Below are 17653 nucleotides of genomic sequence, written 5' to 3' on the forward strand. Positions count from 1 at the left end.
GGGAGGGGTGCACGTCCTCGAACGCGTGACCCGAGACGCCGCGGATCCCCCTCCTAGGAGCAGCGGGCCCGCAGGGCGGGCGCACCGGGCCCGGTGAGCTCGTCGCAGCATGCGAGGCGGCCGGTCATCGCCATGATGAGAGCCAGGCTCGGGCCGCGCACGACCTGCCCCTCCCCGAGCGCCGTGCCGGTGTCCGTGGCCTCGAGCCTGAGGCCCGCGACGCGCTTCTTCGCGACGACGATCTGATCCGTGCCCGCGTAGTAGCGGAGCACCGCGTCGAGGGTCGCCGGTGGATGCGCCCGCGTCAGCCCGAGGGGACGGCGCACATCCTCACCGTGGACGACCATCTCGCCGAGGAGCGCGAGCCGGGGCAACGGAGGCGAGGTCCTGCTGCCGATGGTCCGGCGGAACCGTGCGAGCGTCTCGCGGGCGCTCGCGCCGAGTTGCTCCCGCAGGCGGTCGTCGACCTGTCGATCGAAGTCGAAGCGCGCGCGGAGGACCCCGAGGAACCAGCGCGGTCCGGAGACGGCGCCGCTGACGGTCATGTGCGCGACGACCTCCCGCACCGTCAGCCCGGCACAGAGCGAGGGCGTCTCCCATGCGGTGTCCTCGATGCGCTCCAGCTGCTCGACGAGCGCTCGCCGCTCTGCGTCGATCTCGCCCCAGAGGTCCTTCCGATCCATGTGGTCATGATCGGGCACGGACCGAGTCGGACGCGACCCCTGCCGCGGTCGACGGGCGAGGCGGCCCAGGGCGCGGTGGACGATGGCCACCGTCCCCACCCCGCCGAGGCTCGTCGACCTCAGCTGCGGCTCCCAGCTCCGTCCTCGCCGGATCAGGTCCGAGCGTCGCGTGTCCGCTCCTTCCGGTCGCGCGACAGCGGGTACCGGCGGTCCAGGCGCGGGCTGACGACCACGAGGAACAGGAAGAGCGAGAGCAGCCATCCGGCGATCCAGTAGGCCGGGATGAGGAAGATGGCGAGGTTCGCGAACGCGTTCGACGCGACACCGACGACGACGGCGATCGTGAAGAGGGCGCCGATGCCGTAGTAGAGCGCTTCGAGTCCGTCGGTGATCGTGTCGCGGCGTTCCTGCTGTCGTGCGGCGCGGGCGTCGAGGGCGGTGACGGCGCGTCCGTAGTCGCTCCCGTCGACGGTGGCGAACAGGTCGCGCACCGGGACCTCGAGCGCGCCGGCGACGCGGGTGAGCGTGTCGAGGCTGGCGTCGTTGCCGGCTTCGAGGCGCTGCACCGTCCGGACGGTGATGCCGCTGGCCTCGGCGAGTCGTTCCTGGGTCCAACCGCGTCGCGTGCGGAGGTCGACGATCCGTGTCTCGTTCATGTCTCCACGGTAGGGACGGGCATCCGCGCGGGCCACGACATCGACCCGACGACGACCCGACATCCACCCGACAGGGCGCGACGGGTGGTCATGTCGACCGGAATCGGATCCGGCAAGGCGATCGACGCGTGACTCACGTGGGATGCGCGGGACGGCGAGAGCAGCCTCAGCGACGGGGTCCGTCGTTCCGGCTCGTTCACCATCCGTCTGCTCGTCATGGGTCACCCCGGTCGTGCTCAAGGCCGCACGCCATCGCGCGTGTACATTTCTGCGGATGAGCACAAGCGTCGTGGCTGGAAGTGCTCTCCGTCGTCGCTCGGCCCTGTTCGCCCTGTTCTTCGTCCCGGGTCTGAGCATCTCGTCGTGGGTGACGAGGACGCCCGCGATCCGCGACCTCCTCGGAGCCTCGACCGCGGAGGTGGGCTTGGTGCTGCTGGGTCTCTCGGTGGGTTCGATGGTCGGGATCCTGAGCTCCGGTCCTCTCGTCGCCCGCTTCGGCACGCGGACGATCGCGATGGTGGGCACCACGCTGACCATGCTGAGCATGCCCACCATCGGTCTCGGAGCCTCCACCGGCGACGGCGTGGTCGTCACCGCGGGGCTCTTCCTCTTCGGCGCCGGCATGGGCGGCAGCGAGGTCGCCCTCAACATCGAGGGCGCCGACGTCGAACGGATCCTCGACAAGCCCGTCCTCCCGGCACTCCACGGATTCTTCAGCCTCGGCACCGTCATCGGCGCCAGCGCGGGCATCGTCTTCACCGCGACGGACTTCCCGGTGGCGATCCATCTGCTCATCATCGGCACGGTCGCCCTCGTCGTCCTGCTGATCGCGATCCGTCGCATCCCACCCGGCGTCGGCAAGGCCGGCCGTGTCGGCTCCGACGACGCCACCGGGCCGGGGACCGGGCTGCGATCGCTCCTGCAGGACCGGCGACTGCTGATCATCGGCGCTGTGGTCCTGGCGATGGCGATGGCGGAGGGCACCGCCAACGACTGGCTGCCTCTGGTCATGGTCGACGGCCACGGCTTCGACGCCGCCCTCGGATCCGCGGTCTACGCCGTGTTCGCGGCGTCCATGACCATCGGGCGCTTCTGCGGCGGCTGGTTCATCGCGCGCTACGGGCGCGCCGCCGTCCTCTGCGCCAGCGCCATCGCCGGCGCCCTGGGGATCGCGGTCGTGATCTTCGTCGACGACCAGATCGCTGCGGGAGTCGCCGTCGTCCTCTGGGGACTGGGCGCGTCACTCGGCTTCCCCGTCGCGCTCAGCGCAGCAGGCGCCTCCGGTGCCGACAGTGCCGCACGCGTGTCGTTCGTGGCGACGCTCGGCTACGTCGCGTTCCTCGTCGGCCCACCCGTGCTCGGGTTCCTCGGCGAGGAGCACGGGCTCCGCAGCGCGCTCATCGTCCCGCTGGTCCTCGTCGCCGCGGCTGTGTTCCTCGCACCCCGCATCGCCCCACGCCGATCACCTCTACCCATCCCCGCCGACCTGAACGGACGAAGCACATGACCCTCGAGATCCCGGCATCAGCACGCCCTTCCGCCCCTTCCCCGAGGCCCGCTGGGAGGTAGACCCCACCACGGGACGCATCACCGTCACGAGCATCCCCGGCACGGACATCTTCACCGACCCGGGCGGCGATGACGGCGGCCAGGTCACGTCATCGACGCTGCACAACGCCGCGACGCTGCTGACCGACGCTCCCGCCGGCGACTTCCAGCTCAGCGCGCGCGTCCGCGTGCGCTTCGCGGGCACGTTCGATGCCGGCGTGCTGTTCCTGCGCCACGACCGTGAGACGTGGGCGAAGCTGTGCTTCGAGTGCTCCCCGCAGGGGCAGGGGATGATCGTCAGCGTCGTCAACGATCGCGTCTCCGACGACGCCAACGCCTTCACGGTCGACGGCGATCACGTGCACCTGCGCGTGTCTCGGAAGGGGAGGGTCTTCGCCTTCCACGCATCCGAGGACGGTAAGCGATGGAGGCTGATCCGAGCGTTCTCGCTCCCGAACGGCCACACGCCGCTCGAGGTCGGGTTCGAGGCCCAGTCGCCCCAGAGCGACGGCTGCGATGTCACCTTCGACGAAGCACGCCTCGTGGAGCGCACGATCACCGACTTCCGCGACGAGTCCTGACGCCTGTCACGGGAGTGAGCACGACGAGCGGCCCGGCCGGGAAGGTCCGGGGAGGGGGCGACTGAGGCGGATCGCACTGGGCCGAGGACGGGACGATCGGGCATCGCCCCGCCTCGAACGCGACGCCACGTCCCGGGCTCAGCCGGTCTCGGACGGGGCCTCGGCGTCGAAGCGGCGGCGGTTGTCGGCGATCACGTGCTGGTGCTCGCCCACCCATTCGCCGACGGTGAAGGCCACGCTCTGCAGGGAGTGCCCGAGCTCGGTGACCTGGTACTCGACGCGAGGGGGGACCTCGGCGTACACGGTGCGCGTCACGAGCCCGTCGCGTTCGAGGGCGCGCAGGGTGACGGTCAGCATGCGGCGCGAGATGCCCGGGATCATCTCGGCGATCTCGGTGAAGCGCTGGCGGTCGGCCCCGAGGACGCCGATGACGAGCATCGTCCACTTGTCCCCGATGCGCGACATCAGCGACCGGAACAGCTCCGGGCTCTCGCCCGAGCAGAGCGCGCGCATCTGCGGCATGGACTCCGCGAGCCGATCCTGCAGTGCCTGGCCGCGTGCGTCGGGGGACATCGGTGCTCCTTGGGTCACTGCGGGGTAACGGGGGCTCGCTTGAGGTAACAGGAGCTCAGCGTACAGAGTTACCAACCGTAACCATCGCACCCTGAAGGAGAAGCATGACCCTGTTCCGTCTCGACGCCAGCATCCGCATCGACGGCTCGACGAGCCGCGCCCTCGGCGACATCGTCGAACGCGAGTGGCTGACCGCCCACCCGGATGCGGAGATCACCCGCCGGCACCTGGGCACGGATCCGATCCCGTCGACCTCCTGGTCCGACGCGGTCGCCGGATCCATGACGCCCGCCGACGCGCGCACCCCCGACCAGCAGGCGGCCGCAGCTCTGGCGGCGACGCTGACCGACGAGCTCGTGGCGGCGGATGCCCTGCTCTTCGCCGTGCCGCTCTACAACTTCGGCGTCTCCCAGCACTTCAAGACGTACGTCGACCTCGTGGTCACCGATCCGCGCATGGCTCCCGGCCAGCCCTCCGCCATCGCAAGGAAGCCCGCCGTCCTCGTGACCGTCCAGGGCGGCAACTACGCCGCCGGGACCCCGCGGGAGGGCTGGGACCACGCGACCGCCTGGATGCGCCGCATCCTCGAGGACGTCTGGCAGCTCGACGTGGAGGTCGTCACCCGCGAGTTCACCCTCGTCGGGGTGAACCCCGCGTTGGACCAGTTCACGGACATCGCCGGCGAGCTCAAGTCCCTCGCGGAGACGCGCGCCATGGACCACGGCCGGAACCTCGCCGCACGCGTGGCCGCCTGACGCGAGCTCGGCGCCGCGGGCCGACGGGAGTCGGCCCACGGTGCGTGCCCTCGCCGTCAGTCGTCGAGGGCCTCAGCCGCTCGGCGTCGAGCCCGCCCTCGCTCGTGCCGGACTCGATCCGAACCCACCTCGACGACGGTCCCGAGCGGTGTCCTGGCGTGCGGCGTCACAGGACCGCGGCGAACAGCAGCGCGTAGACGGCGGCGCCCAGCGCGCTCAGCACGACCGCGACCACGCGGTCCCGCAGCCGATCGAGTCGCCGGAGGGCGACACACGCGAGCACGGCGACGCCGATCAGGATGCTGAGGGCCCAGTAGAGCCACCCCGTCGTCTCGACCACGCGGGACAAGCCCCAGATCCCGTCGCCGACCATGACCGCCGCCAGGACCGCGACGCCCGCCGCCCGGCGGATGCCCGACGCGGAGTGCCAGGCCAGCCCGGCGACTCCGAGGACCGGGCCGGCGGGCGTCGCCACGAGGAAGTAGAAGTCGCCCGGTCCGTACGAGTCCGGGAACCCGCGCAGCGTCGAGACGAGCGCGTATCCCTGCAGCAGCGCGTGGAAGACCACCAGTCCCAACCCCGCGGCGATCCACCATCGGCGCGCGCTCCGCCGCCGGGTCGACGCGGCGACCACCGCGAAGGCCAGCAGCGTCCAGCCGCTGTTGGAGTTGGCGAACGAACGCAGGGCATCCGGCAGGTACTGCTGCGCGAACGACGTGGCACCGCCGAGCAGGAGTCCGAGGGCCGCTCCGAGGAGCCACCAGCCGAGCGCATGTGCAACGGAACGTCCCATGACCTCAGCATCGCAGCGGCCGTCGTCCCCGTCGTCGGCCGCGAGGAGCATCTCGGCGGTGGGAAGACGCGACCGGAGGGGGAGGGATCGCCGGCCGCCGGGTCCTCTGGGACGGGGTCGCCTACCGTTCGCGCTCCAGCGTGAGCTCCTGCGTCGGTGCCGACTCGAACCGGAGGGTGACGCTGATCGGATCGGTGGCGCGCAGCGCCGGGGGCAAGGCCAGGGCGTAGCTCGTGGGGCCGGAGTCCGCCGTGCACGCCCCGCCGCCGGTGGCCGTCATCTCGATCTCGAGCGCGCCGCCGTCCTCGTCCAGGGCGGTCGGGGCGTAGGGGCAGGTCGAGGAGCCGTAGGTCGTGACGAAGAAGCGCACCCCGGGCTCGATCCACCCCAGCGTCGGGGTCGTGTCATGCGTGCCGTCCGGGCCGAGGGTCCCGGGGCCGGCGCCCGCGTAGGGCTCGCCGATCACGGTGGGGCTGCCGGCGGTGCAGGCGACGAGCAGAGACGCGCACGCCAGGAGCGCCGCGGTCGCGGACAGGAAGCGGAGGGGCCGCGACCGGTGATGCAGGGGCGGGCGCGCGGCGGGGCGTCGGTCCCGCACGGTCGCCTCGGGTTTCTGCATGCGATCAGTGTGCGGCGTGCTCGGCTCGCGCGGGCGCGGCCGGGGCGATCTCGAGGGTCCGCGTGCGCGTTCCCGACGTGGAGCGCGGAGGCGAGGACCTCCCTGCTAGATCCCGACGCCTCCGGTGGGCGCGGCGCCGACGCGGTCGACGAAGCCGCGCAGGGTGTCGCGGAGCCCCGTGAGCTCGGCGATCGACATCCCGGTGCGGGCGGCGATCCGGCCGGGCACGTGCTCGGCCTGCTCCCGCAGCGCGCGCCCGGTGTCGGTGAGGGTCACGCGCACGACGCGCTCGTCCTCGTCGCTGCGCGCCCGTCGCACCAGCCCGGCCGCCTCGAGGCGCTTGAGGAGGGGCGTCAGCGTCGCGGGCTCGAGCTGGAGGGAGCCGCCGAGGTCGGAGATCGACCTGCCGTCGCGCTCCCAGAGCGCGAGCATCACGAGGTACTGCGGATGCGTGAGACCCAGCGGCTCGAGGATCGGCCGGTACAGGGACACGACGGTCCGAGCTGCCAGGACGGCGGCGAAGCACACCTGGTCGTCGAGGGTGAGGGGATCCGTGCTCATCTCATGTCCTTCTTCCCGTGCGGGCGCCCGGCCGTGGACCCGGGAGCATCTACCGCGTACACTAAATACTATGACACGCGGTACTGGGGACAAGGGCGGACAGCCGCGCGAGCGCGGATTCGGGGCGGCCATCGAGCGGTTCAACGAGCGGCTGCGCCCGTACCTCGGCGCGCCGCCGCTGGGCCCGTACACGGACGACCCGGTGCCCGCGCCGCAGTCGCGGCTCTGCCCGATGTGCGGCAAGCCGATGCCGGACCACGACATCGATCGGTCCGGCGCGCGCACGCAGGTGCGCTGCCCCGCCTGAGGCGGCCGCGCGCCGGCCAGGGCGTCCGCCGGGGGTCTGGCACAGTGATCCGCGACGGCGCGATCCCGGCGTCGTCCCCCTGTCCGGATCGGAGGATCCCCTGCTCACCGGTCTCAGCGCCTTCCCCCTGACGCCGCTGCGCGACGGCACCGTCGACGAGGCCGCGTACGCCGGCCTCGTCGAGCGGGCCGCCGCCGCCGGCGTCGACTCGATCACCGCGCTCGGGTCGACGGGCTCGTACATGTACCTCGACCGCGAGGAGCGCCGCCGGGTCGCGACCGCCGCGGTGGATCACGCGGGGGAGACCCCGGTGATCGTCGGCATCGGGGCGCTGCGCACGTCGCAGGTCCTCGCCCTCGCGGAGGACGCGCAGCAGGCGGGCGCGAGCGCGGTCCTGCTGGCGCCGGTGACGTACCAGGCGCTCACGGACGACGAGGTGCACGGCCTGTTCGAGGACGTCACCGCGGAGCTGTCCGTGCCGCTGGTCGTCTACGACAATCCCGGCACCACGCACGTGGCCTTCACCGACGACCTCTACGAGAGCATCGCCCGGCTGCCCCGTGTCGCGTCGATCAAGATCCCCGGGGTCCCCGCGGATCCGGCCGAGGCCGCCGCCCGCGTTCGGGCAATCCGCGATCGCGTCCCCGCGTCGGTGACCGTCGGGGTGTCCGGCGACGGCTCGGCCGCGGCGGGACTCGTCGCCGGCTGCGATGCCTGGTACTCCGTCATCGGCGGCACCCTCCCGAAGGCCGCGCTGGCCATCACCCGCGCGGCCCGGGCGGGGGATCCCGCCGCCGCGATGGCGGAGTCGGCGCGGCTGCAGCCGCTCTGGGACCTGTTCGCCGAGCACGGCGGCAGCTACCGGGTGGTCGCCGCGATCGCCGAGCACCTCGGCCTCGTCGCGCCGGACTGCCTGCCGCGGCCGGTCCGGGGCCTCAATGCGGCCGGGCGCGCGCAGGTCGCGCGGGTCGTGGCGGCGCTCGACCTCGGCGCCTGATCCGCCTGACCGCGGCCGCAGCCATCTCGCTGGGGGATGATGCTCCCATGGCAACCGACGTCGACTACGACCAGATCATCCGGGACTCCACCGAGCAGCTGCGCACGAAGTACCCGGACCGCCCGGAGGCGGAGCTGCGGGCGGTCGTGGAGGAGGAGCTGGCGACCCTCCGGGATGCGACCGTGCAGGACTACCTCTCCGTGCTCACCGTCCGCGCGGCGAAGAAGCGCATCAAGGTGGAGCGACGGGCCGACTGACCCGTACTCGCCCTGCGCCATCGCGCGGATCACGCGCAGCAGCTCGACCCGTCGGATCCCGTGCCGATGCCGGTCGAGCACACCCCGGTCTCGGGGAGGACGAGGTGCACGCGCCGAGCGGCGTCGTGGTCGCCGGCGAGCTCGTCGGCGATGGAGCGCACCTGCTCGTAGCCGGTGGCGAGCAGGAACGTGGGTGCGCGGCCGTAGCTCTTCATGCCGGCGATGAAGAACCCGGGCTCCGGGTGGGCGAGCTCCGTGACGCCGTGGGCGGGCACCGTGCCGCAGGAGTGCAGGGCCGGGTCGATCAGCGGCGCGAGCAGGCGCGGCGCCTCGACGACCTCGTCCAGCGACAGCCGGATCTCGCGCAGCATCTCCAGGTCCGGGCGGAACCCGGTCGCGGCGACGACGACGTCGGCCTCGACCCGGTGCGGGGCGTTCCTCCGCCGCCCGATGAGCGCGACCCGGTCATCGTCGGCGGCGTCGACCCGGTCGATCTCGAACCGGTCGACGAGGGTGATGGCGCCCTGGCGGACGAGGTCGTGGACGATCCCGCCGAGCGCGCCGCGCTCGGGCAGCTCATCCCCTGCGGATCCGGAGACGCGGACGGGGCTGGTGGAGCGGATCGCCCAGGTGATGGTGGTGCCGCGTTCCTCGCGGGCGAGGGCGGCGAGCTCGATGAGCGTGTTCGCGGCCGAGTGGCCGGCGCCGACCACGACCACGTGCCGGCCGGCGAACCGGTTCCAGTCCGCGCCCTGGACGTCGGGCAGGGCGTGGCTGATGCGGTCCGCGACCTCGGCCGGGACCGCGGGTGCGAGGCCGTCGGAGGTGAGGGGGTTGGGGGAGTCGTAGGTGCCGGAGGTGTCGATGACGGCCCGGGCGAGGACGTCCTCGGTCCCCGCGCCGGTGTCGAGGCGGAGGAGGAACGGGGCGGATGCGCGCCGGGCGGAGCGGGTGCGGTCCATGCCCTGCCGGCTGACCGCTCGCACGCGCGTCCCGTACCGGATCCGCGGGGCGAGCTCGGGCGTCGCCGCGAGCGGGCCGAGGTAGGCGTCGACGAGGTCGTGCCCGGTCGGCAGGCGCTTCGCCGCGGGTGCGTCCCAGCCGGCGGCGTCGAGGAGTCGTCCGGCGGCATCGTCGACGAGGTGCTCCCACGGGGAGAACAGGCGGGTGTGGCCCCACCCCCGGACCGCGGCGCCGGCGGTGCGGCCCGCTTCGTAGACGCGGACCTCGATTCCCCGCTCGAGCAGCTGCGCGGCCGCCGCGAGCCCGACGGGGCCCGCGCCGATGATCGCGACGGGCAGCCCGGCGAGCCGCCGCTCGTCCATGCGGGGCGGGACGGTGAGGGTCATCGACATCCGCTGCTCCTTCGTGGGTGGCCTGCGGGTCAGCGGGTCGCGGGCAGGAGCTCGGCGAGGAGCTGCTGCACACGGCCCTTGATGTCGTCGCGGATGGGGCGGACCTCGTCGAGGCCCTTGCCCTTGGGGTCGGTGAGCTCCCAGTCCTCGTACCTCTTGCCGGGGAAGATCGGGCAGACGTCGCCGCAGCCCATCGTGATGACGACGTCGGAGTCCCTCACCTGCTCGGTGGTCATCAGCTGCGGGACGGCCCGGGAGATGTCGATGCCCTCCTCGGCCATGGCCTGGATCGCGACCGGGTTGATCTGGTCGCCGGGCTCGGATCCGCCGGAGCGGACCTGCACGGCGCCGCCGGAGAGCTCGCGCATGTACCCGGCGGCCATCTGCGAGCGGCCGGCGTTGTGGATGCAGACGAACAGGACGGTCGGGGCAGCGGTGGTGGTGGTGTCGGTCATCGGGAGCTCCTTGACGTGTGCGGTGCGGGGTCAGGCCCGGTCGGCGACCGGGTCGAGCGCGGGGGCGGCATCGGCCGCGTCGGGCGTGCGGGCGGGGAACAGGCGCGGACGCAGCCACAGGGCCGCGTAGACGAGGGCGAGCAGCGCCGGCACCTCGATCAGCGGGCCGACGATCCCCGCGAGCGCCTGCCCGGAGGTCGCGCCGAAGGTCCCGATGGCGACCGCGATGGCGAGCTCGAAGTTGTTGCCCGCGGCGGTGAAGGCGAGGGTCGTGGTGCGCTCGTAGCCGAGGCCCACGGCCTTGCCGAGCAGGAACCCGACGAGGAACGTGACCGCGAAGTAGATCACCAGCGGGATCGCGATGCGGACGACGTCGAGTGGCCGGTCGATGACCTGCTGCCCCTGCAGGGCGAACAGCATGACGATCGTGAACAGCAGCCCGTAGAGCGCGAACGGCCCGACCTTGGGCAGGAACCGGTCCTCGTACCAGGCGCGGCCCTTCGCGCGCTCGCCGACGCGGCGGGACAGGTAGCCGGCGAGCAGCGGGATCCCGAGGAACACCAGCACGGATGCGGTGATCGCCCAGAACGAGAACTCCGCGCTCGTGGTCGCGAGTCCCAGCCAGGACGGCAGGAGCTGGAGGTAGAACCAGCCCAGCGCGCCGAACGCGAGGACCTGGAAGACGCTGTTGACCGCGACGAGGAACGCGGCCGCCTCCCGGTCGCCGCAGGCGAGGTCGTTCCAGATCAGCACCATCGCGATGCAGCGCGCGAGGCCGACGACGATCAGGCCCGTCCGGTACTCCGGCAGGTCCGGGAGCAGCAGCCACGCGAGGGCGAACATCAGGGCGGGGCCGACGATCCAGTTCATGGCGAGCGAGGAGATCAGCAGCCGCCGGTCGCCGGCGACCTGGCGGGCGTCGGAGTAGCGGACCTTCGCGAGCACCGGGTACATCATCACCAGCAGGCCGACCGCGATCGGCACGCTGATGGATCCGACGCTGAACGCGTGGAGCGCCTCGCCGACCGCCGGCGCGAAGACGGCGAGCAGGAGGCCGGCGCCCATCGCGGCGAGGATCCACACCGGCAGCAGCCGGTCGGTGGTGCCGAGGCGGGCGGGGGCGGGAGCAGGGGAGGGCATCGAGGGGTGTCGCGTCTTCCGGTCGGCGGGAGGCATCGACGTGCGTCGATGATGCGAGCATAGCCATCGCATCGACGCGTGTCGATGTGTGGGAGGATCGACCGCATGGCCGTCCTCGACATGCTCCCCATCACCGACGTGGCGGCGTGCTGCGCGCCCCTCACCCGGGAGGCGATGGGCGCCGAGAACGCCGAGAAGCTCGCCCGGTCGCTGCGCGCGATCGCGGATCCGGCCCGGCTCCGGCTCATCTCGATGGTCGCCGCGCACGACGGCCAGGAGGCGTGCGTCTGCGACCTCACCGAGCCCCTCGGGCTCGGCCAGTCGACCGTGTCGCACCACCTCAAGGTCCTCGTCGACGCCGGCATCCTGACCCGCGACAAGCGCGGCACGTGGGCCTACTACCGGCTCGTCCCGGGCGCGCTCGATTCCCTCGCCGGCCTCATCGCCACCGTCTGAGGCTCGGCCTCGCGGGGCAGGGCGTCGCTCCGGGGGATGGCGAGAGCGCACCGACGGAGGACGGGGCCGGCGGTGGATACGCTGGACCGGTGCCGCGCGGACGGGGCCAGGAGCCCTCCGCGACAGGCGCCCGACCGTGAGGAAGAGCATGCAGATCCACCGCGTCCGCGTCCACCGCAGCGACGAGGCCCTGCCTCCCGGGGAGCAGCTGGCGGGGCGCATCGCCGCCGTCGCCGCCGACCCCGTGGAGGTCGACGCCGACGTCACCGAGATGATCGTCAACCGCATCATCGACAACGCCGCCGTCGCGACCGCATCGCTCACCCGCGCGCCCGTCGTCGCGGCGCGCGCGCAGGCCCTCGCGCACGGGCCGTCCACCGGCGGCGCGGGTGCGACCGTCGTGGGCGCGGATCCCGCCACCCGCGTGAGCGCCGAGTGGGCCGCCTGGGCGAACGGCGTGGCCGTGCGCGAGCTCGACTACCACGACACCTTCCTCGCCGCGGAGTACTCGCACCCGGGCGACAACATCCCGCCGATCCTCGCCGCCGCCCAGCACGCCGCCGCGGCGGGACGCCCCGACGGCCGCGCGCTCACGGGCGCCGACGTGGTCCGCGGCATCGCGACCGGCTACGAGATCCAGGTCGACCTCGTGAAAGCGATTAGCCTGCACGCGCACAAGATCGACCACGTCGCGCACCTCGGCCCGTCGGCCGCCGCGGGCATCGGCACGCTCCTCGGGCTGGATCAGGAGACGGTCTTCCAGGCGATCGGCCAGGCCCTCCACACCACGACCGCCACGCGCCAGTCGCGCAAGGGCGCCATCAGCACGTGGAAGGCGCACGCGCCCGCGTTCGCCGGGAAGATGGCCGTCGAGGCGATCGACCGGGCGATGCGCGGCCAGACGAGCCCCACCCCCATCTACGAGGGCGAGGACGGCGTGATCGCCTGGCTGCTCGACGGCCCCGACGCCGGCTACGACGTCCCGCTGCCGGCGCCCGGCGAGGCCAAGCGGGCGATCCTCGACACGTACACGAAGGAGCACTCGGCCGAGTACCAGGCGCAGGCGTGGATCGACCTCGCGCGCCGCCTGCACCACGCGCACCCCGTGCTCGCGGACGCGGACGCGATCGACCGCGTCGTCATCCACTCGTCGCACCACACGCACGTCGTCATCGGATCCGGCGCGAACGACCCGCAGAAGTACGACCCGCGCGCCAGCCGCGAGACGCTCGACCACTCGATCCCGTACATCTTCACCGTCGCGCTGCAGGACGGCGCCTGGCACCACGTCGACTCGTACGCGCCCGAGCGCGCCGGCCGCCCCGACACGGTGGACCTCTGGCGCCGCGTCACCACGACCGAGGACCCGGAGTGGACCCGCAGGTACCACTCCATGGATCCGGCCGAGAAGGCGTTCGGCGGCCGGGTGGAGATCCGGCTGACCGACGGCTCGACCATCGTCGACGAGATCGCCGTCGCCGACGCGCACCCGCTCGGCGCCCGGCCGTTCGCGCGCGCCGACTACGTGGCCAAGCTCCGCACGCTGGCAGACGGCGTGCTCGAGGATGCCGAGGTCGACCGCTTCCTCGCGCTCGTCGAGCGCCTGCCCGAGCTCACCGCCGACGAGCTCGCCGGCCTCACCGTCACCGCACGACCCGGCCTCCTCGACGGCGCCGGCTCCCCGAAGGGACTCCTCTAGTGCTGCACTCCACCCTCACCTCCGCCGCCAAGCGCCGCGCGTTCCGCGAGCGCCTCGCGTCCGGCGAGCTGCTCCGGATGCCCGGCGCGTTCAACCCGCTGTCGGCCCGCCTCATCCAGGACAAGGGCATGGACGGCGTCTACATCTCCGGCGCCGTGCTCTCGGCGGATCTCGGCCTGCCGGACATCGGCCTCACCACGCTCACCGAGGTGGCCGGGCGCTCGCAGCAGATCGCGCGCGTCACCGACCTGCCGTGCCTCGTGGACGCGGACACGGGCTTCGGCGAGCCGATGAACGTCGCCCGCACGGTGCAGATGCTCGAGGACGCCGGCGTCGCGGGCCTCCACATCGAGGACCAGGTGAACCCCAAGCGCTGCGGGCACCTCGACGGCAAGCAGGTGGTCGACGAGTCGACCGCGCTGAAGCGGATCCGCGCGGCCGTCGACGCCCGCCGCGACCCGGACCTGCTGGTCATGGCCCGCACCGACGTGCGCGGTGTCGACGGGATGGCGGCGGCCGTCGACCGGGCGAAGGCTCTCGTGGATGCCGGCGCCGACGCGATCTTCCCCGAGGCGATGGCGGACCTCGCCGAGTTCGAGGCGATGCGCGCCGCGGTGGACGTGCCGATCCTCGCCAACATGACCGAGTTCGGGAAGAGCGAGCTGTTCACGACGCAGCAGCTCGCCGACGTGGGCGTCGACATCGTCATCTACCCGGTCTCGCTCCTGCGCCTCGCGATGGGCGCCGCCGAGCGCGGCCTGGACGCGATCCTCGAGGAGGGCACGCTGGCCTCGAAGGTGCCGGAGATGCAGACCCGCGCGCGCCTCTACGAGCTGCTCGACTACGCGGGCTACAGCGCGTTCGACGAGGACGTGTTCACGTTCACGCTGGAGGGGAACCGCGGCGGGGCGTGATGCCTGGTCGCGCTCGTCGAGTCCGTGGAGGGACCCGTCGAGCGCGAGGCCGAGGGCGAGCACGGCCAGCAGCATCCCCATGCCGACCGATGCGAGGACGTCCGCCGCGCGGCTGACCGCGCGCACCCCGCCGGATCGGGCGGCGGGGGCGGCAGGCATCCGGCGAGGCTAGCCGCGGGCCGGCCGCGGCAGGCCGGAGCGTGCACACGCGCGCCACCCGGATCGGGGGTTCCGTCGCCCTGGGCGGGCGTGGTCGACTGGTCGCGACGACGGGGACCCATGCGACGAGCGCCAGCACCAGCATCAGCACGTGCGCGGACCGTCGCGGGCGCGCTCGCGGCGGTGGCCGTCCTCGGCGTCAGCCTCGCGGGCTGCTCCACCGGCCCCGCGGCGGACCCCGTGCGCGCCGACGCCGATGCCCCACCCGGCTCAGCCGAGATCGCCACCTACCTCGACGACGGCGGCGCCATGGAGGCGCTCCTGACCGGCACGCTCGTCGAGCGCGACGGCTGCCTCTACCTCGAGACGCCGGGCTACGCACCCGACGGCGGCTCCGCCTACTGGCTGCCGATCCTCCCCGAGCGGACGACCCGCTGGGACGGGACGACCCTGACCCTCGGCGACGAGTCCCACCGGGTCGGCGACGAGGTCAGCCTGGGCGGCGGCGCGTCCTCCGAGCCGACGTCACCGTACGACCTCTCCGGCCAGGAGGGGATCCCGGACGCCTGCAGCACGGAGTACGCGTGGCTCGCCGGGCCACCGCGGGAGCCGGCTGCCGGATGACCCGCGACTCCGGCGACTCCGGCGAGGCCGCCGCCGCGCCCCGTCCGCGCCTGCTCCTCCGCGCCGCGCTCCTCGCCGGGATCCCGCTGGTCGTCATGACGGCGATCGGCACGTACCTCCTGGCAGACGGCCAGGCCGCCGACGGTCGTTCGACCCTCGCGGTCGGCGTCATCGTCGCGGCGACCGCCTCCGGCTCGCTCCTCTACCAGGTGGGCGGCTGGAGCCTCACGCGGCAGTCGGTCACGCACTTCGCGCTCATGCTCGTGACCGTCCTCCCGGCGCTCCTGATGAGCGGCTGGTTCCCGGTGGACACCGCGGGCGGCGTGCTCGCGGTCGTCGGGATCTTCCTCGCCGCGGGCGTCGTGCTCTGGTCGACGCTCTTCCTCGTGATGACGGCGGTCGAGCGGCGGCGGACGGCACGCGCCTCGGCGTGATCCGTCGTCCGCGTCTCAGAGGCGGACGACGCGGTACGTCTCGTCGACCGCGAACCCCGCGCGCGCGTAGAGCGGCAGTGCACGTGCGCTGGAGTGCACGCGGACGTACCGGCAGCCGCGCGCCCGGGCGTCGTCCAGCAGCGCCGCCACGAGGCGCGCGCCCGTCCCCGACCCGCGGAGCGCCGGCAGGACGTAGACGGACTGGACGTCGCCGGACACCCGGCTCAGGTCGTCCGGCGTCGGCGGGCGGTGCGTGAGGGCCAGCCACGCCATGCCGACCACCTCGCCGTCCGCCTCCGCGACGACGCACCGGTGCGTGTCGGGGTGCGCCGCGGCGAAGGCGGCCGTCGCCGCGACGTAGCCGGCCTGATCGGTCGCGGGCGCCGTCCCGGACTCCTCGACCGTCCATCGCCAGCGCAGCTCCGCGACGCGTCGCATGTCCTCGGCTCGGGCGGCGCGGATGGTGACGTCCGGATGCGCGGCGGCCGTCAGGTCGGGGTGATCGCTCATGACACGAAGCTCGGCGACGCCGCGTCAGTCCAGCTCGCCCGCCAGCGCCTCGTCCTGCAGGAGGCGCCGCGCCGCGATCCCGATGACCGCGCTGTAGGTCGGGTACGCGAACCGCACGTGCGCGAGGGTGGCGACGTCGACGCCCGCGGCCATCGCGGTGGTGACCGACTGGATCACCTCGACCGCGTTCTCGCCCACGGCGTGCGCGCCGAGGATGAGCTCGCGGCGGCGGTCGGCGATGAGGAGGAGGAAGCCGGCCTCGCGGTCGTCGATCACGGCGCGGTCGACCTCGGCGAACGGCACGCGCGCGATCACGCACCCGCTGTCGCGCTCGCGCGCCTCCGCCTGGGTGAGGCCGACGCCCGCGTAGTCGGGGTCGGTGAAGCCGCCGGCCGGGAGGAGCTGCAGCGGGATCCGGCGGTTGACGCCCAGCACCGCGTTCTCGGCCGCGGCCTCGCCCTCGGACTGCGCGGCCTGCACGAGCATGTCCTTCCCGTTGGCATCTCCCACCGCGAGGATGTGCGGCACGCGCGTGCGGAGGTAGCGGTCGACCGGGATCGCCGACCGCTCGACCTCGACGCCGGCGTGCTCGAGCCCGAGGTCCTCGACGTCGGCCGGCCAGCCGGTGGCCATGATCACGGCGTCGAAGCTGGAGGACTGCGGGCGGTCGCCGGAGCGCCAGAGCAGGGTGATGGATCCGTCGCCCGTCTTCGTGAGGCCCGTCACGGTGTCGATGCCGGTGCGCACGCGCACGCCCTGCGCGGTGAACGCGTCGGAGACGGCCGCCGAGATCGCCTCGTCCGACGCGGTGAGCACGCGCGGCGCGACGTCGAGCAGCGTGACCTCGGATCCGAACGAGCGGAACACCGTCACGAGCTGCGCGCCCGTGTTGCCCGCGCCGATGACCGCCAGGCGGCGGGGGATCTCCGGCAGCGCGAGCACGTCCTCGGGCACGGTCGCGAGGTCGGCGCCGGGCACGGGCAGGCGCTTCGAGTGGCCGCCGACGCACACGATGATCGACCCCGCGGTGATCCGCCGGCCGCTGTCGAGCACGAGCGTCCGGTCGTCGACGAAGCGCGCGCGGCCCTCGTGGACGAGCGTGACGCCCGCCGCCTCGAACCGGGCGGCCTCGTCCTTGAGCGAGCGCACCCGGTCGACCTGCTCGTGCACGCGCGCCACGATCGACGGCCAGTGCGGGGTCGGCTCGCCCACCCCGATCCCGTTCTCGCCCGCGGAGCGCACCTCGCGCACGAGCCGGGCGGTCTTCGCGAGGACGCGCGTGGGCACGCAGCCGGTGTTGACGCACGTGCCGCCGACGCGGCCGGCCTCGAGCACCACCACGGACGCGCCCAGCTCGGCGGCGCGCAGGGCGGCGGCGGTGCCCGCGGGTCCGGCGCCGATGACGGCGACGTCGTAGCGGTCGGGCTCGGTCGCGGCGTCGGGCTGCGCGTCGGTCGTCGCCTCGGCGGTGGGCTCGGCGTGGTCGTGGCTCTCGGGCATGGCGTCCTCCGGGTCGGCGCGGCGGTGCGGTCGGCGCCTCGGGAGCGCCCTGCTGGTGAGGCTACCGAGCGGATGCC

Annotated in this window: 22 protein-coding genes; 11 read left to right on the top strand and 11 right to left on the bottom strand. The window is 73.3% G+C overall.

Annotated features, from left to right (window positions below):
• Positions 1-53: 53 nt before the first annotated feature.
• Both BFL37_RS06520 and BFL37_RS06525 read right to left on the bottom strand, forming a co-directional pair.
• Positions 54-683 (bottom strand): maleylpyruvate isomerase family mycothiol-dependent enzyme, encoded by a 630-nt coding sequence (locus BFL37_RS06520; RefSeq protein WP_086514328.1) that lies wholly within the window; start codon positions 681-683, stop codon positions 54-56.
• 152 nt (positions 684-835) lie between these two features.
• Positions 836-1339, bottom strand: a complete 504-nt coding sequence (locus BFL37_RS06525) for a helix-turn-helix domain-containing protein (RefSeq protein WP_086514329.1) — start codon at positions 1337-1339, stop codon at positions 836-838.
• Between the two features lie 274 nt (positions 1340-1613).
• On the opposite strand from BFL37_RS06525, the gene BFL37_RS06530 reads away from it, so the two are divergent.
• Together BFL37_RS06530 and BFL37_RS06535 are read left to right on the top strand one after the other, a co-directional pair.
• Positions 1614-2846 carry an MFS transporter gene (locus tag BFL37_RS06530; RefSeq protein ID WP_086514330.1) on the top strand — a complete coding sequence of 411 codons (1233 nt, stop codon included), beginning with the start codon at positions 1614-1616 and terminating at the stop codon, positions 2844-2846.
• Between the two features lie 16 nt (positions 2847-2862).
• Entirely contained in the window at positions 2863-3468 is a 606-nt protein-coding gene (locus BFL37_RS06535) for a DUF1349 domain-containing protein (protein WP_086514331.1), read from the top strand.
• Between the two features lie 138 nt (positions 3469-3606).
• Here BFL37_RS06535 and BFL37_RS06540 read toward each other — a convergent pair whose 3' ends face one another.
• A complete protein-coding gene (locus tag BFL37_RS06540) occupies positions 3607-4041 on the bottom strand; it encodes a winged helix-turn-helix transcriptional regulator (RefSeq protein WP_241533892.1) in 435 nt (144 codons plus the stop codon).
• Between the two features lie 104 nt (positions 4042-4145).
• On the opposite strand from BFL37_RS06540, the gene BFL37_RS06545 reads away from it, so the two are divergent.
• Positions 4146-4796, top strand: a complete 651-nt coding sequence (locus BFL37_RS06545) for an FMN-dependent NADH-azoreductase (protein ID WP_086514332.1) — start codon at positions 4146-4148, stop codon at positions 4794-4796.
• 166 nt (positions 4797-4962) lie between these two features.
• Here BFL37_RS06545 and BFL37_RS06550 read toward each other — a convergent pair whose 3' ends face one another.
• The 3 genes from BFL37_RS06550 to BFL37_RS06560 all read right to left on the bottom strand — a co-directional run bounded on the left by BFL37_RS06550 (position 4963) and on the right by BFL37_RS06560 (position 6769).
• On the bottom strand, positions 4963-5589 hold the full coding sequence (locus tag BFL37_RS06550; protein WP_143331595.1) for a DUF6518 family protein: 627 nt from the start codon (positions 5587-5589) through the stop codon (positions 4963-4965).
• Positions 5590-5710: 121 nt separating this feature from the next.
• Entirely contained in the window at positions 5711-6208 is a 498-nt protein-coding gene (locus BFL37_RS06555; protein ID WP_086514334.1) for a hypothetical protein, read from the bottom strand.
• Positions 6209-6313: 105 nt separating this feature from the next.
• Entirely contained in the window at positions 6314-6769 is a 456-nt protein-coding gene (locus BFL37_RS06560; RefSeq protein WP_086514335.1) for a MarR family winged helix-turn-helix transcriptional regulator, read from the bottom strand.
• A gap of 70 nt (positions 6770-6839) precedes the next feature.
• On the opposite strand from BFL37_RS06560, the gene BFL37_RS06565 reads away from it, so the two are divergent.
• From BFL37_RS06565 to BFL37_RS06575, 3 genes are all read left to right on the top strand, one after another.
• Positions 6840-7076: a hypothetical protein gene (locus BFL37_RS06565; RefSeq protein WP_086514336.1), complete on the top strand. Its 237-nt coding sequence runs from the start codon at positions 6840-6842 to the stop codon at positions 7074-7076.
• Positions 7077-7176: 100 nt separating this feature from the next.
• Entirely contained in the window at positions 7177-8073 is an 897-nt protein-coding gene (locus tag BFL37_RS06570; RefSeq protein ID WP_086514337.1) for a dihydrodipicolinate synthase family protein, read from the top strand.
• Between the two features lie 47 nt (positions 8074-8120).
• Entirely contained in the window at positions 8121-8330 is a 210-nt protein-coding gene (locus tag BFL37_RS06575; RefSeq protein WP_086514338.1) for a three-helix bundle dimerization domain-containing protein, read from the top strand.
• Between the two features lie 29 nt (positions 8331-8359).
• Here the strand turns inward: BFL37_RS06575 and BFL37_RS06580 are convergent, their stop codons facing one another.
• The 3 genes from BFL37_RS06580 to arsB are packed head-to-tail and all read right to left on the bottom strand — an operon-like array spanning position 8360 to position 11280.
• Entirely contained in the window at positions 8360-9685 is a 1326-nt protein-coding gene (locus BFL37_RS06580; protein WP_086514339.1) for an NAD(P)-binding domain-containing protein, read from the bottom strand.
• A gap of 29 nt (positions 9686-9714) precedes the next feature.
• Complete coding sequence (locus BFL37_RS06585) at positions 9715-10140, bottom strand: arsenate reductase ArsC (protein ID WP_086514340.1); 426 nt, start codon at positions 10138-10140, stop codon at positions 9715-9717.
• A gap of 30 nt (positions 10141-10170) precedes the next feature.
• On the bottom strand, positions 10171-11280 hold the full coding sequence (gene arsB, locus BFL37_RS06590) for an ACR3 family arsenite efflux transporter (protein ID WP_172403756.1): 1110 nt from the start codon (positions 11278-11280) through the stop codon (positions 10171-10173).
• A gap of 105 nt (positions 11281-11385) precedes the next feature.
• Between arsB and BFL37_RS06595 the strand changes: the two genes are divergently transcribed.
• The 5 genes from BFL37_RS06595 (at position 11386) to BFL37_RS06615 (ending at position 15566) form a co-directional block, all read left to right on the top strand.
• Positions 11386-11736, top strand: a complete 351-nt coding sequence (locus tag BFL37_RS06595; protein ID WP_086514342.1) for an ArsR/SmtB family transcription factor — start codon at positions 11386-11388, stop codon at positions 11734-11736.
• Between the two features lie 148 nt (positions 11737-11884).
• Positions 11885-13435, top strand: coding sequence for an MmgE/PrpD family protein (locus BFL37_RS06600; RefSeq protein ID WP_086514343.1), 1551 nt, complete (start codon positions 11885-11887; stop codon positions 13433-13435).
• Positions 13435-14349 (top strand): methylisocitrate lyase, encoded by a 915-nt coding sequence (gene prpB, locus BFL37_RS06605; RefSeq protein ID WP_086514344.1) that lies wholly within the window; start codon positions 13435-13437, stop codon positions 14347-14349. The genes BFL37_RS06600 and prpB overlap by 1 nt, the downstream gene beginning before the upstream one ends.
• A gap of 342 nt (positions 14350-14691) precedes the next feature.
• Positions 14692-15132, top strand: coding sequence for a hypothetical protein (locus tag BFL37_RS06610; RefSeq protein ID WP_086514345.1), 441 nt, complete (start codon positions 14692-14694; stop codon positions 15130-15132).
• Complete coding sequence (locus BFL37_RS06615; protein WP_086514346.1) at positions 15129-15566, top strand: DUF3021 domain-containing protein; 438 nt, start codon at positions 15129-15131, stop codon at positions 15564-15566. The genes BFL37_RS06610 and BFL37_RS06615 overlap by 4 nt, the downstream gene beginning before the upstream one ends.
• A gap of 15 nt (positions 15567-15581) precedes the next feature.
• On the opposite strand, the gene BFL37_RS06620 is transcribed toward BFL37_RS06615, so the two are convergent.
• Positions 15582-16076 (bottom strand): GNAT family N-acetyltransferase, encoded by a 495-nt coding sequence (locus tag BFL37_RS06620; protein ID WP_086514347.1) that lies wholly within the window; start codon positions 16074-16076, stop codon positions 15582-15584.
• A gap of 24 nt (positions 16077-16100) precedes the next feature.
• Positions 16101-17576: a dihydrolipoyl dehydrogenase family protein gene (locus BFL37_RS06625; RefSeq protein WP_086514348.1), complete on the bottom strand. Its 1476-nt coding sequence runs from the start codon at positions 17574-17576 to the stop codon at positions 16101-16103.
• Positions 17577-17653 lie beyond the last annotated feature (77 nt).

This window comes from Clavibacter michiganensis (assembly GCF_002151125.1).
GTDB lineage: Bacteria > Actinomycetota > Actinomycetes > Actinomycetales > Microbacteriaceae > Clavibacter > Clavibacter michiganensis_C.